The 14013-nt window shown below is 74.1% G+C and carries 11 protein-coding genes; 3 read left to right on the top strand and 8 right to left on the bottom strand.

Annotated elements, in window-relative coordinates:
- Positions 1-86 precede the first annotated feature (86 nt).
- The 3 genes from HS99_RS10305 to purD form a co-directional block, all read right to left on the bottom strand.
- Positions 87-1625 (bottom strand): N,N-dimethylformamidase beta subunit family domain-containing protein, encoded by a 1539-nt coding sequence (locus HS99_RS10305; RefSeq protein WP_030278324.1) that lies wholly within the window; start codon positions 1623-1625, stop codon positions 87-89.
- Positions 1626-1917: 292 nt separating this feature from the next.
- Positions 1918-3498 (bottom strand): M48 family metalloprotease, encoded by a 1581-nt coding sequence (locus tag HS99_RS10300; RefSeq protein WP_030552064.1) that lies wholly within the window; start codon positions 3496-3498, stop codon positions 1918-1920.
- 615 nt (positions 3499-4113) lie between these two features.
- Positions 4114-5361, bottom strand: coding sequence for a phosphoribosylamine--glycine ligase (gene purD, locus HS99_RS10295; RefSeq protein ID WP_030278320.1), 1248 nt, complete (start codon positions 5359-5361; stop codon positions 4114-4116).
- 378 nt (positions 5362-5739) lie between these two features.
- Between purD and HS99_RS10290 the strand changes: the two genes are divergently transcribed.
- The gene (locus HS99_RS10290) at positions 5740-6525 is read left to right on the top strand and encodes an SLATT domain-containing protein (RefSeq protein ID WP_078938761.1); all 786 of its coding nucleotides are present in this window, start codon (positions 5740-5742) and stop codon (positions 6523-6525) included.
- 15 nt (positions 6526-6540) lie between these two features.
- Here the strand turns inward: HS99_RS10290 and HS99_RS10285 are convergent, their stop codons facing one another.
- The 3 genes from HS99_RS10285 to HS99_RS10275 form a co-directional block, all read right to left on the bottom strand.
- Entirely contained in the window at positions 6541-7188 is a 648-nt protein-coding gene (locus tag HS99_RS10285; RefSeq protein ID WP_030278316.1) for a putative DNA-mimic protein, read from the bottom strand.
- A gap of 115 nt (positions 7189-7303) precedes the next feature.
- Positions 7304-8353 carry a GntR family transcriptional regulator gene (locus tag HS99_RS10280; protein ID WP_063737827.1) on the bottom strand — a complete coding sequence of 350 codons (1050 nt, stop codon included), beginning with the start codon at positions 8351-8353 and terminating at the stop codon, positions 7304-7306.
- A 148-nt stretch (positions 8354-8501) separates the two neighbouring features.
- Positions 8502-9299 carry a carbon-nitrogen family hydrolase gene (locus tag HS99_RS10275; protein ID WP_030278312.1) on the bottom strand — a complete coding sequence of 266 codons (798 nt, stop codon included), beginning with the start codon at positions 9297-9299 and terminating at the stop codon, positions 8502-8504.
- A 172-nt stretch (positions 9300-9471) separates the two neighbouring features.
- Here HS99_RS10275 and HS99_RS10270 point away from each other — a divergent pair, with 172 nt between their 5' ends.
- Together HS99_RS10270 and HS99_RS10265 are read left to right on the top strand one after the other, a co-directional pair.
- Complete coding sequence (locus tag HS99_RS10270; RefSeq protein WP_030278310.1) at positions 9472-10293, top strand: maleylpyruvate isomerase family mycothiol-dependent enzyme; 822 nt, start codon at positions 9472-9474, stop codon at positions 10291-10293.
- Positions 10294-10332: 39 nt separating this feature from the next.
- On the top strand, positions 10333-11307 hold the full coding sequence (locus tag HS99_RS10265; protein WP_141763685.1) for a BRO-N domain-containing protein: 975 nt from the start codon (positions 10333-10335) through the stop codon (positions 11305-11307).
- Positions 11308-11364: 57 nt separating this feature from the next.
- Here HS99_RS10265 and HS99_RS10260 read toward each other — a convergent pair whose 3' ends face one another.
- Positions 11365-12717, bottom strand: coding sequence for an MFS transporter (locus HS99_RS10260; RefSeq protein ID WP_030278305.1), 1353 nt, complete (start codon positions 12715-12717; stop codon positions 11365-11367).
- Positions 12718-12777: 60 nt separating this feature from the next.
- On the bottom strand, positions 12778-14010 hold the full coding sequence (locus tag HS99_RS10255) for a M64 family metallopeptidase (RefSeq protein ID WP_078866953.1): 1233 nt from the start codon (positions 14008-14010) through the stop codon (positions 12778-12780).
- Positions 14011-14013 lie beyond the last annotated feature (3 nt).

The raw sequence follows: 14013 nt of genomic DNA, 5'->3' as shown, positions 1-14013 counted from the left end.
ACGGGCGTGGGGCACCGCGAAAGGGGAGGTCACTGCCCCCGCAGTCTTTCACGCCCGCCCGGCCCCGGTTCCTGCGGAGCCGGGGCTCAGTTCTTGCAGAGCCGGTCCAGCAGGTTGGCGGTGGCCCGCTGGACCCGTTCGTCGGTGAGGCCGGGGCGGCCGAGGGCGGGCGACCAGGCGAAGGTGCCGGCCGCGAAGACGTACGCGCCGCTGGGCGCCCGGTAGAGCGAGGTCTCCTGGTAGCGGGTGCGGCCGGCCAGGTCCCGGTACGGCGAGTGAGCCAGCAGCACCCGCTCGGTGTGCTCGGGCAGCGCGACCTTCGGGTAGTACCGGTCGGCCTCCCCGGCGACCAGGCCGGGCAGTTCGTCGCCCTCCTGCAGCCCGGTGCCGTCCCACAGCCAGTGCGCGGTGTGCCGGGCGACCAGCGGCACGGGCGCGGCGACCCGGCCCGAGTACTGCACGCCGAGCAGGTGCTGCTCGGGCTCGCCGGCGTCCCGCCAGAGCGCGCTGGCCGCGCCGGGCACCCCGGCGGCCGGAGTGCCCGGACCGGGCTTCTGCCGCTTGCGGCAGTTCAGCAGCCGGTTGGGCTCGCCGGAGGCGGCGGCGGACAGCTCGACCCGCCAGTACATGGTGTTGGCGGACAGGAAGACCAGTGAGGTGCCGCCGTCCCGGGCCCGCTCGACGGTCCGGCGCATCGGCTCGGACCAGTACTCGTCGTGCCCGGGGAAGACCAGCGCCCGGTGCTCGGACGGGTCCACCTGGCCGGCGTGCAGGTCGGTGGCGGTGGCGTAGGAGAGGTCGTAGCCGTAGCGCTCGGCCCAGCGGATGAAGTCGTACGCGTGGCCGACGTGCAGCGGCAGCCCGGCGGTGGCGTGCGGGCGGTCGAAGGAGACCGTGACGGCCGCCTCGGACTCGCCGACCAGGCCGCCCCGGCCGTCCCAGGCGTGGTAAAGGCTGGCGCCGGTGCGGCCGTCCTCGGGGAACAGGTTGTACGCCTGCCAGGTCACGTCCGGGAGCACCAGCAGCAGCTCGGCGGTGTGCCCCTGGTCGGCGAAGTCCCGTACGGTGAACGGGATGTGGCTGCGGTGCAGCATGTCCGCGGTGGTCAGCACGGCGACGTACGCGCCGGGCTTCCAGTGCAGCGGGACCTGCAACCGCCAGGAGTGCCACCAGTGGTGGCAGGAGACCGTCCGGTCCACGACCAGCGGGGCGGGCTGGGCCAGTCCCGCGATCAGCGGACTGGACGTCATGTGCCTGGCGCCGTCACCGCCGTAGTGGCCGATCCGGTAGACGTCCACAGTGAACTCGCGGGGCGGATTGACGGTGACCCGGAAGTCCACCGAGCCGCCGGGGCGGATCACCCCGGCCGAGGCGAAGCCCTTGATCTGCTGGTCCACGTCGTTGGAGCTCTGCGGGGTGCCGACCGGCGGCTTGGGCCGCACGCCCTCCGACAGCGGCTGCTGGCCGGGCGCGTCCACCGAGACGTACCAGGGCACGGCGCCCTCGGCGCCGGCCAGGTACTGGTCGGGGCTGCGCAGCCAGGGCAGCGGGCCCTGGCCGAAGGGGTCGGAGACGCTGTAAGCGTGCGTGCCCGACTCCCAGCGGCGGTTGAGTTCGGTCCCCACGCGCCCCTCCCAGGTGCACTTCCGTCCGGCTGGCACGTGCCCCCCGGATGTGCGTGCGGTCTAATACACCACACGGTGCTGGCGCTCCGTCACCCCACGGTAGCAATTGGTGTCGGGAATCTCGCACGCCTCCGGGACAGGGCCTCCGGCCTGCGGAGACGACCGGCGGCCGAGGCCCCCGGGGGCGCGTGCCGGACCGCCGAGCGCCGCCCGGAGGCCCGGGGACGCATGGGGCGCCAGGGACGCACAGGGGGGCCAGGGGACGCACGGAGGTCCGGTGACGCCCGGGGCGTCAGAGGCGCACGGGTTTCTCCAGCCGGACCTCCGCCGCGTCCAGCCAGGCGCGCAGCGGGCCGTCCTGGCCCTGCTCCACGGCCTGGGCGACCGGGGCGGCCAGGTCGGTGCGGCGGACCCCGCCGAGCAGCAGCACCGGACCGTCCAGCCAGTCCAGGCCGGGAACGCCGCCCGCGGTGTCCACGGCGGCGCAGCAGACCATCGCGGTGACGTGGTCGACCAGCAGGTCGCGGCCGGTGCGGTCGGGTTCGAGCAGCGGGGCCGGGGCGGTGGTGCGGGCGAGCTGGGCGGCCAGGGCTGCGGCCAGCTGCTCTCCGTCGCCCTCGGCGAGCCGGACCAGCAGCCGGGTGAGGGTCGGGGCACCCGGGCGGGACTGCGGGGCCAGCCGGTCCAGGGCGGCCTGCAGCGCGGCGGCCCTGGACCGCCAGCCGGCGTCCACCACCTCGGCCGGGTAGTCGGCCCACTCCAGCTCGTGCCAGGCGCCGGCCGCCGGGCGGCCGAAGAACAGGTCGGCCGCGAGCCGGGAGACCGCCCGGTCGACCGTGCCGGGCTCCTCCAGCAGGTCGCAGGCGGGGCGGTCGCCGAGCCGGGTGCCGTAGCCGTCGGCCAGCCGGTCGCGGCGGGACAGCTCGGTGAGCGCGGCGACCACGCCGGCGTTCAGGTGGGCGGGGTGGCGGCCGAGCCGCCAGGCGGGCAGCGCGACCCGGGTGAGTAGCCGGTCCCAGCCCGCATAGGCCAGGCCGACCTGCTCCTGGGCGGCGATCCGCAGGCCGTAGTCGACCGTCCTGGCTTCCTCGGAGGCCCAGCTCGCGACGGACCGCTCCAGTTCGGCGGAGTGGCCGCGGCAGGCGCCCAGCAACCGGCGGGTGATCCGCCGGGTGATCCGGTCGGCCAGCCCGGCCGGGCCGCCGCGCGGTGGGGCGGGCGGGGCCGCCAGGGTGGCGCCGCCGAGCCCGGGGGCCGAGCCCGGGCCGGAGTCCAGGCAGGCGTCCAGGCTGCGCAGGAAGCGGCGGGCGGCGGCGATCTCCGGGTCCGCGGAGGCGGCGGTGCCGGCCACCACCGGGGCGAGCAGGGCGCGCAGTTCGCCGGCCCGCATCCACCACAGGAAGGGCGAGCCGATCACCAGCACCGGCGCGGGCCCCCCGGGGTGCGGCCGCAGGGCGTGGGGGCGCCGCGGCGGCGGGACGTCCTCCAGCCAGCTGTCGCAGTCCGGGGTGAGGGCGACGGCGGAGGGCGCGGGGACGTCCAGCCGGTCGGCCAGTTCGTCGATCAGGCGGTACAGCTCGGGGGCGACGGCGCGCTCGACCGGCACGGCGGGGGTCTGCGGCGGGACGGCCCGGCGCAGGGCGCGGGTGGTCAGTCCGGCCACCAGCAGCGTGAGGGCGGCGAGCGCGCAGACCCCCCAGCGGGCGGCGTCCCACCCGGTGGCGTCGGAGGATCCGGCGGCCCCGATCCGGCCGGTGAACCGGCCCGCGAGCAGGACCACCGCGACGGCGGTGGGCAGCACTGCGGCGGCCAGGGCGAGGCCCCGGACCCGCAGGACCGCTTGGGCGTGAGCGCGCGCGGTGTCGACGGCCATACGGTGCGGCACCCCCTTCGGAGCCCTCGGGCGCCCGCCTACGGGCCCTGAGCCGACTCGAAACGATCAGTTCCGACCGGGAAGCGGAGGCGTCCGATCCCCGGCAGTGCATGCTGTGTGGCGCTACTGACATTTTCGACGCCCCGGTCCGAGCGGGTGTTCCGGATCGCCCCGGTTTCCACTCGTCCCGGTGACGCCGCCCGGTCGTGCCGGTGACGCCGCCCGGGCTCCCCGGGACCGGTCCGGTGCGAAGCACCGGGCGACCGCCCGGCCGATCGCCGTCCAGCATCCCCCCGCGGGCGCGCCGCTACCCGGCGGCGACCCCGGCGCACGGCCCGTCGCACGGCGATCCAGCGCACCATAAGGCCGGGCGCCCGGTTGCGTCAGCTGGATGCGGTTGCTGTCACCCGATGGGCTGGAATCGGGCCGCCGAACGGTGCGTCGGCCCCCGGAGCCGCTCCCGCCCCGGAAACGCCGGGAGCGCTGCGCCCTGCGGGTTGTTTCCCCTCCCCCGGGGGTCCGCAGGCTCGCGCCTTTCCAGCGGCTCGCTCGCCGAAAGTGCACGGCGGCCCCCGTGCGAGCGGTTCGCACGGGGGCCGCGGGGGCGTGGGTGCCTCAGGCGGTGGCCGCCTTCAGCGCGATGTCGGTGCGGTGCTGGCCGCCCTTGAGCGAGATCCGCGCCACGGCCGCGTACGCGCGGTCGCGCGCCTCGGCCAGGTCGGCGCCGGTCGCGGTGACCGACAGGACGCGGCCGCCGGCGCTCAGCACCCGGCCGTCCTCGTCCGCCTTCGTCCCGGCGTGCAGCACGTACGCGGTGCCGTCCGCCTCGGCCTCGGCCAGGCCCTCGATCGGGTCGCCGGTGCGCGGCGCGGCCGGGTAGCCCTCGGAGGCGATGACCACGGTGACGGCCGCCCCCTCGTCCCAGCGCAGCGGCTCCAGCTGGTCCAGGGTGCCGGTGGCGGAGGCCAGCAGGACACCGGCCAGCGGGGTGCGCAGCCGGGCCAGCACGACCTGGGTCTCCGGGTCGCCGAACCGGGCGTTGAACTCGATCACCCGGGTGCCGCGGGAGGTCAGCGCCAGACCCGCGTACAGCAGGCCGGAGAACTCGGTGCCGCGGCGGCGCAGCTCGTCCACGGTCGGCTGCAGGACGGTGTCCAGCACCTCCTGGACCAGCCCGGCCGGCGCCCACGGCAGCGGCGAGTAGGCTCCCATGCCGCCGGTGTTGGGGCCCTCGTCGCCGTCCAGCGCGCGCTTGAAGTCCTGCGCGGGCTGCAGCGGCAGCACGGTGGTGCCGTCGGTGATCGCGAACAGCGAGACCTCGGGGCCGTCGAGGTACTCCTCGATGACCACGCGCTCGCAGGAGGCGGCGTGGGCCAGCGCGGCCGCGCGGTCGGAGGTGACCACGACGCCCTTGCCGGCCGCCAGGCCGTCGTCCTTGACCACGTAGGGGGCGCCGAAGGCGTCCAGCGCCTCGGCGGCCTCCTCCGGGGTGGTGCAGACGTAGGAGCGGGCGGTGGGCACCCCGGCGCCGGCCATCACGTCCTTGGCGAAGGCCTTCGAGCCCTCCAGCTGCGCGGCCGCGCCGGAGGGGCCGAAGACCGGGATGCCGGCCGCGCGCACGGCGTCCGCGACGCCGGCCACCAGCGGGGCCTCTGGGCCGACCACGACGAGGTCGGCCCCGAGCTTCGCGGCCAGGTCGGCGACCAGGGCGCCGTCCAGCTGGTCGACCGGGTGGACCGTCGCCACCTGGGCGATCCCGGCGTTGCCCGGGGCACAGTGCAGCTCGGTCACGGAGGGATCTTGGGACAGGGAGCGGCACAGGGCGTGTTCGCGGGCGCCGCCGCCGATGACGAGGACCTTCACGCCAGGCAGCGTAGTCGGTGGCCGGTTCCGGCCGCTCTCCGGTCCCGTCGGATCGTCGTCGGATCCTCCAGGAGAAGCGGTCCGTGAGCCGACGAGATAGGAGGATCCTCCAATTCGGACGGGCCCGGGTGCGCGGTCGGTGTCCGGGTCAGGACGGCAGGTCACCGGGGCCTCGCTCGGACGGGTGAAATCTCGCCGCCCCCCGCAACCCTCCCACCTCGGGTTCCGGTGGCCGAAACCGGTAACGATCAGCGGGGAAGCGCCCCCATGGTCAGCCATTTGGCGGTAAGAAGTGCTGTTGGAGAACCACCGGCAGACGTCATGTCAGCCGATGCGCCGACAGACCAAGCCGCCCGCCCGCCACAGGGAGCCCCACAGGTGAGCCAGCCGGAAATGCAGCCCGAGGAGAGTGCCTGGGGCAAGGAGATCGGCGAGGAGGACCAGCCCGCCGCAGCCGTGGCCCGGCGGGCCACCACCCGCCGCCGGACCGATCTGAGCGCCCGCCAGTTCCCGCTCGGGGACTGGGGCGAGCCCGCCGAACGGCTGGAGGAGCTCTACCGCTGGTCCGAGGAGCGGGCGGTCGAGGCGATCGAGTGGTACCGCCGGGACCGGATCTGGAAGCGCCGCTGGGCACGCCTGCTGCGCTTCGGGTCGGCCGGCTTCGCCGTCGGCGGGGTGACCGCCCCGCTGGTGGACCTGACCGACGCCGTCGCCCACGGCACCAGCTGGGGGTACGTGGGCCTGGCGCTCTCCGCCGCCTGCTACGGCGCCGACCGGGTCTTCGGGCTCACCTCCGGCTGGATGCGGGACGTCTCCACCGGGCAGGCGCTGCAACGCCGCCTGGAGGCCTTCCAGTTCGACTGGGCCTCGGAGTGCGTGCGCGAGGTGCTCGGCCCGACCGAGGGAACCGCGGGCGAGGCCGCCGAACGCTGCCTGGGCGTGCTGCGCCGGTTCTGCGAGGACGTGTCGGACATGGTCCGCACCGAGACCTCGGAGTGGATGCTGGAGTTCCGCGCGTCGATGACCCGGCTGCCCACCCAGACCGCCGGGACGTGGGGAGGGCGCACCGAGCCCGGGGCCGGCGCCCAGGTGCGGGTGCTGCCACCGCCCGGTACCAGGCCCACCATGCCGCGCCAGCGGCCGCCGGAGGGGCCACTGCGATAGGCGGTCGGGACGGCGCTACGCGAAGACGATCATCGAGCCCTGGCTGACGCTCCTGGTCGCCGCCGCGTACAGGCCCGACCAGGCGTGCCGCTCCCGGGCGAACGGGTGCACGTCGTCGATCGGCGGTCCGAACGGCTGCTCCAGGCCGGTCGGGCCGAGCGGCCGGGTCGGGTCCGGCGGGTTGAGCGGGTCGATGCCCAGCGCCGGTGCCACCGCCTGCAGTTCGCGCAGCAGCCCGTGGCTGGAGCCGAGCGGGCCGCCGGAGGCGAGCAGCACCTCGTCCACCAGCGGGGTCTGGAACTCGACCGGCACGTACGCACCGGCGTGGTCGAAGTGCCAGACCAGATGGGACTGTTCGGCACTGCTCTCGAACATCTCCAGCAGTTGCTCGTAGTCGCCGCCGAGCGAGTCGACCGGGGTGATGTCCAGGCCGGTGAGACCCAACAGGTAGGCGCGGCGCAGGAAGTGCAGCGAGTCGTAGTCGAAGGCGGCTATCGGCTCGACCGCTCCGCTCAGCCCGGGGACGAACTGGTAGACCGGCACCTCGGGCAGCCCGCGCGAGGTCAGCACCGCGTTGTAGAGCGCGAGGTCGTCCCGGAAGGGGTTGTCGGGGCTGTGGCTCAGCACGTCCACCAGCGGGACGAGCCAGAGGTCGCAGGCCATGGCCGGCAGTTCCTCTCCGGACGGCGGGATCGCCCGCGGGGGCGGGGCGACGACGGGGGGCGGAGTCGGTACCCGGAGGGCCCGTGCGGGGCACCCGGTTCGACGACCGCCCACCCTACCGGCCCGGGGCCGGGTGCGGATCGGGCCGTCCCCTCGGGGCCTCGGGGGGCGGCTCGGGCAGCCGTCGGCCGAACCGGGTGTGCGGCACCCAGCGCGGTTGCGGCACCAGACCGAGGCCCAGCCCCAGTTCGCGGCCCAGCTCCCGGCCGATCTCGTCGCCCCGGCGGGGCCGCCCGGACCGGTCCCCGCCGGGCGCGGGGGCGGACCCGGCCCGGGACCCGGCCCCGGATGCGGACTCGGTTCCGGAGGCCGTCCGGGCCGGCGGCTGCGGCGCCCGCGGCTCGACCGGGACGGGCAGCGGCTCTCCGTCGGCCACCTCGGTGAGCAGCCCGAGCACCGGCACCGACTCCAGCGACTGCCCGGCCAGCCCCGCCAGCAGCCGGACGGTGAACAGGTTGTACTCGCAGATGATCCGGTGCGCACCGGCCAGGTCGTGGGCTCCGATCGCGTCGACCAGGTCCGGGTGGCGGTCCCAGCAGACCCCGCCCAGGGCGGGCATCGCCCGCAGGTAGGGCGCGGCGAACATCCAGGACTGCACCCGCAGCCAGTCCAGGTAGTCCCCGATCCGGCGGTTGCCGAGCAGGGCGGAGACCTCCTGCCAGAACCGGCGGTCACAGCCCACCATCACGTCGAGGTTCCCGGCCCGGGCGGCCCGCACCGCCGCGTCGGCCCGGCGGCGCAGCGAGGGCAGCCGGGTGAGGTCGGGCAGCGCCCGGCGGGTGGAGAACTGGCGGTAGAAGCTGTCGGTGAGCAGCACCCGGGCCTCGAAGACCTCCAGGAAGTCCTCCCAGCACAGCTCCGGCACGGTGAAGCCGCGGTGGTGCTCGGCCCGCAGCAGCCCCTGCGCACCGAGGTCGACCAGCGCCTCCCGGGCGGGGGTCGCGGAGACTCCGTACAGCTCCGCGATCTCCTTGACCGTGAAGTTGCGACCCGCCTCCAGCCGGCCGGCCATCATCTCCTCGCGCAGCGCGCCGGCGATCTGCTCGCGCAGGCTGTTGCGGTGGATGACCGGGTGGGGGGTGTCGCCGGCGCCGGTGCCGGACATGCGCGCGACCTCCTCGGGCAGGCCGCCGTACCGACCCGCGACGGACCGGCCGACCGGCGGCAGGGAACACGACGAGTGCTCATCTTCTCAAACCGGCCCGGGGCAGGTCCGAACCAACCCACCCGACGACCCTCCCGGCGGACAGGCCCTACCGCTGGACGGGCGCCGGAATGCCGAGCAGGCGGTCCCGCAGCACCGGGAAGTCCTCGCGCGCCCGGCCCACCTCGGCCGGGTCGAACTCCACGGTCAGCACCTCCTCCTCCGGCCCCGCCTCGGCCAGCACCCGGCCCCACGGGTCCACCACCACGCTGTGCCCGGCCTGCTCGACCCCGGCGTGCGTTCCGGCGGTGTTGCAGGCCAGTACGAAGGCCTGCTCCTCCAGCGCCCGGGCCCGGGCCAGCAGCGTCCAGTGCTCGCGCCGCTTGGCCGGCCAGGCCGCCGGGACCACCAGCAGCTGGGCGCCGGCATCCAGCAGCGCCCGGAACAGCTCCGGGAAGCGCAGGTCGTAGCAGGTCGCCAGGCCCAGGGTGCCGAACTCGGTCGGCGCCGTGACGATCTCCTGTCCGGCGCCCATCACCACCGCCTCGCCGCTGTCGAAGCCGAAGCGGTGGATCTTGCGGTAGGTGTGCACCAGCTCGCCGTCCGGGGCGAACACCATCGAGGTGTTGTAGATCGGCCCGTCCGGGTCGCGTTCGACGATCGAACCGGCGTGCAGCCAGACGCCGGCAGCCCGGGCAGCCGCCGCCATGGCGTCCGAGGTGGGTCCGTCCAGCGTCTCGGCGCCCTCCGACCAGAGGTCGTGGGCGAAGCCGCCCAACGGCCACAGCTCCGGCAGCACCACCAGGTCGGCGCCCTGCTGCGCCCGTACCAGCGACGCGGCCCGGGCCCGCCGTTCGGCGGGCGGCTCGGCGTCGGAGACCGCGAGTTGGATCAATGAAGCGCGCACAGTACCACCGTCCACGGCAAGAGACCTACGATCGTCACCCGAAAGCGCTGCCCAGCTGTCTCCCGGCAGCGTAACGTGCGGTTAGCGTGTGCGCCCGGAAGCCGGACATCCCGGCCGACCGCGACGGCCGGGCGCGGAGCGTAGGAAAGCTGACGGAGGGCCGGAGATTCCCGTGACGGACAACCAGACCGTGCAGGCTTACACCGAGGCGTGGACGCACAGCATCGAGTCCATATCGGAGCTGGTCGCCCCCCTCCCCGAAGGCTCCTGGAACCGGGCCACCGAGTGCCCCGGCTGGTCGGTCCGGGACGTCGTCTCGCACGTGATCGCGGTGGAGTCCGAACTGCTCGGCGACCCCCGCCCGATCCACTCGCTGCCGCGTGACCTTCGCCACGTCACCACCGAGTTCGCCCGCTACATCGAGCTGCCCGTCGACAAGCGCCGCTGCCACACGGCGCTGGAGATGACCAGCGAGCTGGAGTACACGATCATCCGCCGCTCCCGCGCGCTGCGGAACGCCAAGCAGACGCCCGGCGAGCTGGTCCGCTGGCCGGCCGGGCCGCTGGCCGGGGAGCTCCCGTACCACGAGTTGCTGCGGATGCGGGCCTTCGACGTCTGGGTGCACGAGCAGGACCTGCGCCGGGCCCTGGACACCCCCGGCAACCTGGCCGCCCCGGGCGCGCTGGTCGCCCGGGACTTCCTGCTGGAGCGGCTGCCCAAGGCCGTCGCCCACACCGCCGGCGCCCCGGCCGGGACGACCCTGGTGGTCGACGTGACCGGCCCGGTGGAGTTCCTGCGCACCGTGCGGGTGGACTCCACCGGCCGCGGCAGCGTGGACGAGTCGATCAGCCTGGCGCCCGACGTCCAGCTCACCATGGACTGGGAGACGTACGTCCGGCTCGCCTGCGGGCGCGGCCGGCCCGGGCCGGTGACCGTCGAGGGGGACAAGGAACTGGCCGAGCGAGTGCTGGCCAACTTCTCCGTCACCATCTGAGGTTCGTCGGCGCGCACCACCCGGCGTACACGCACGAACGTGCGCCGGGTCGGCACCACTCGTGCATCCATGCGTCAACGCCGCACCAGCAACCTCACCTGTTCGGCCTCGTTTCTCCGGGCAGTCATGCTGTCACCCGGTAGAAGGAGGAGCGTCCTGATGGACGACGAACAGGGGCAGCAGGAAGAGATGGTGCTGGTGCGGTCGAGCTTCCCGGTCACGGGGCAGCCGATCCGCGTCGTGATGATCGACGGGGAGCCGTGGTTCGTCACGGCGGACGTGTGCACGGTGCTGGACCGAGGCAGCGCGAGCCGCGCGACGAGGAACCTCGATCCCAGCGACACGCGGACTGTGGATATGCGCCTCGTATGCCTGCCCAAAAGTCAGGCATACGACGTTTCCGCAGGTCAGAAACTGTACAGCCGAGGAAATCCATTCCTGGCCCTGGTCAGCGAAGCAGGCCTCTACTCCCTGTTGATGCGGTCCAACAAGAAATCCTCCAAGCCCTTCAGGGACTGGGTCACCCGCGACCTCCTCCCCTCCGTCCGCCGTGGGGACACCGACGTCCCGACCCAGCAGCGGCGGATGGCGGAGACCCTGGCCCAGGCGATCGGCCAGCAGGTGCGGATCGTCGCGGAGATCGACCACGAGGACTGGCCCGGCCTGACCGTCCACTCGGACGGGACGGTCCACTGCCGGCACGGGGAGATGGTCCTCCACCTGCCGGGCCGGGAGGAGGACAGCGGACCACCGTTCGGCGCGTACTTCGCCTGCCCGGGCGGGGAGCGGGTCGGGATCCGGGGCAGCCGGGTCGTCCCGGGGTGCCGGAAGCTGAAGCTGCTGGACCTGCTCCGCCTCCGAGAGGCAGCGATCGAACGATCGCAGCCAGTGGCCCACTCGGCTCCCTCGCCGACGATGCCACCGGAGGGCATGGTCCTGTGCCTCATTGACCGGGCCCGGATCTACGGTCGCCCACCGGAGATCACCGAAGTCCTCCGCGGCATCGGGTCGTAACAGCGGCCAACTATCACTTTCAGTGATAGTTGGCCGAATTTCCCCAGGTCAGAAACGCTACGCATCGACCTTCCGCCGCAGGCGGAGGATCATCAGCGTCCCCACCGCCAGCGGCACGTACTGCCAGCAGAACGCCCAGCGGAAGGCGGTGGCCGAGTACGCCTCGGCGCCGGCCGGGGAGACCGCGTCCAGCAGCACCCCGATGCCGAAGAGGGTGATCATCGTGCCGATGAAGCCGCCCATGTTGACGATCCCGGAGGCGGTGCCGAGCCGTTCGGCCGGGTTGCGGGTGCGGGCGTAGTCCAGGCCGACGAGTGAGGCCGGGCCGTTGCTGCCCATGACCAGGATGATGCCAACCAGCAGCCACATCGGGGGGTGGCCGCCGGGCCAGGCCAGGACCAGGGCCCAGCCGAGGCCGGTGGTGGTGATGACGGTGAGCACGATGGGCATCCGGGCCCGCGCCGTGCGGGAGAGCAGTCGGCCGAAGAGGAAGCCGAAGCTCATGTTGGAGAGCACCAGCAGGGTCAGCAGCCCGCCCGCCTCGCCCCGGGACATGCCCTGGGCCTCGACCAGGTAGGGCATGCCCCAGAGCAGGCCGAAGGCGTTGCCGGGGAACTGGGTGGTGAAGTGGACCCACAGGCCCAGCCGGGTGCCCGGCTCCCGCCAGCAGTCCAGGACCTGCCGCCGGACCTTCGGGCGGGCGGCGGCGGTCGGCGGGTCGACGGGCCGTACGGCCGCCGGCGCCTCCCTGAGGAACAGCGCGACCAGCGCGAAAACCGCGACGCCGAGCAGCGCGACAGCGGTGAAGGTGGGCGTCCAGCCCTCGCTGTGCAGCGCCTGGGCGAGCACCACGGTGCTGACCAGGTTGCCGCCCATCCCGGCCAGGCCGGTCAGCTGGGCGACGAAGGGGTTCTTCGCCGCCGGGAACCACCGGGCGGCTATCCGCAGCACGCTGATGAAGGTCATCGCGTCGCCGCAGCCGAGCACCGCCCGGGAGGCCAGGGCCGGGGCGAAGGAGGAGCTGAAGGCGAAGGCCAGCTGCCCGGTGCTGAGCAGCAGTACGCCGAGCAGCAGGACCCGGCGCGGTCCGAACCGGTCGACCAGCAGGCCGACCGGGACCTGCATGGCCGCGTAGACCAGCACCTGGAGGATCGAGAAGGTGGACAGCGCGGAGGCGCCGATGCCGAAGCGCTCGGCGGCGTCCAGTCCGGCCACCCCGAGGCTGGTGCGGTGGACGACGGCCAGGACGTAGACGCTGACGCCGATGGACCAGGCCACCCAGGCCGCACGGCCGCCGGGCGGAGCAGCCTGGACAACGGTTACGGCCGGGGTCGCGGCGGCGGCCCGGGGAGCGGGTTCGGAGGAGGACGGGGACGGGGCTGCGGCTGAGCGGGCGGGCTCCACGGTCATAGTTCGTCCAGGTTAGTCATCCCATGATGGGAGGCCCAGCCTGGGGTGAGGGGGGCCTGCTCAGCCGGTGACCGTCCAGGACACCGACCGGGTCATGTAGCGGTCCCGGAAGGCCTCGTCCCGGACCCAGTCCGTGGTGTCCCGGACGGTCGCGGTGACGGTCGCGGTACGGCCCGGGACCAGGTTCAGCTGCGCGGTGTCCAGCACCCCGCCGTCCGCGACCGGCGGGCTCACCGGGACCCCGTCCACCTTCCACTCCACCTTCAGCTGCCGGGGGCCGGTCAGCGGCAGCGGCCGGGCGTCCAGCCGGGGCCGCCCGGTGACCTCGCCGGGCGGCGGAGAGGGGGCGTCGGTCGGCCGGACCCTGCGGTACAGCTCCTCGATGATCGCCTCGCGGGAGGGCAGGTTGTACGCACTGCCCAGCGTGCGCATCACCGAGTCGGGGGTGGGCCGGTAGAGGCCGTTGGCGCTGCGGTACGCCCCGACGGTGCCGGCGCCGTCCGGGGACACCGCGCCCAGCCAGCGCCACCACTTGGTCTGCTTCTTCTTCATGTCGTCGGCGTTGAGGGTGGAGAGGTTCGGGTAGTCGGCGTCGTCGGGGGCGCTGTCGTACTCGTCGCCGAGGTCCCCCACGGTGTGCCCGATCTCGTGCTGGATGATCCGCCCGGCGTCCGGGCTGCCTCCGGCCAGGGTGGTCACCCCGGTGCCCCCGGCACCGCCGTACTCCGTCGAGTTGGCCAGCGCGATCAGGTACTGCGGCCCGGCGCCGTCGCCGGCGTAGCGGGCGGTGGCGCTCTCGTCGGCGCAGAGCAGCCGGGCGGTCCCCTCGCACCAGAAGTGCATGCCCAGAGGGGTGGCGGGGTTCCGGCCGTGGCTCTCGGTCTCCGCTATCCCGGAGACCGGGGAGACCACCTCGACCCTCCGTATGTTGAAGAACCCCTGGTAGGTGCGGAACGGCTCGATGTCCATCAGGGCGTGCCAGGTCTTGTCGACCTGCTGCCGGAACAGCTCCTGTTCGTCCGCCGTGTAGCCGTCGCCGAGGAGGACCAGGGTGATCCGGTTGGACGGGTCCCCGGTCCGGCGTATGTCGAAGGTCGGGGCGGCCGCGGGTATCCGTTGGTCGGCGCGGATCGCGGTGTGCGGGGGCACGGCCCGGTCGAGGACGGCACCCGGTCCGATCACGACGAACGGCGACGGGCCGGCCAGTTCCAAAGCGGCCGGGAGCACGGCGGTGGACACCAGTACGAGGGCGGCCAGACTCCGGACGAGACGGCCAGGGTTGCCAGCAGGCATACG

It is taken from the genome of Kitasatospora aureofaciens, assembly GCF_001188955.3.
In the GTDB taxonomy this organism is placed as follows: Bacteria; Actinomycetota; Actinomycetes; order Streptomycetales; family Streptomycetaceae; genus Kitasatospora; species Kitasatospora aureofaciens.
The sequence above is the reverse complement of the archived record's forward strand: the minus strand, read 5'-3'. Positions and strand labels throughout refer to the sequence as shown.

Bases quoted from the DNA above. Each gene is read 5' to 3' on its own strand.
- HS99_RS10255 (WP_078866953.1), bottom strand. From the start codon at position 14,010: ATGCCTGCTGGCAACCCTGGCCGTCTCGTCCGGAGTCTGGCCGCCCTC.
- HS99_RS10280 (WP_063737827.1), bottom strand. From the start codon at position 8,353: ATGTCCGGCACCGGCGCCGGCGACACCCCCCACCCGGTCATCCACCGC.
- HS99_RS10260 (WP_030278305.1), bottom strand. From the start codon at position 12,717: ATGACCGTGGAGCCCGCCCGCTCAGCCGCAGCCCCGTCCCCGTCCTCC.
- HS99_RS10285 (WP_030278316.1), bottom strand. From the start codon at position 7,188: ATGGCCTGCGACCTCTGGCTCGTCCCGCTGGTGGACGTGCTGAGCCAC.
- HS99_RS10300 (WP_030552064.1), bottom strand. From the start codon at position 3,498: ATGGCCGTCGACACCGCGCGCGCTCACGCCCAAGCGGTCCTGCGGGTC.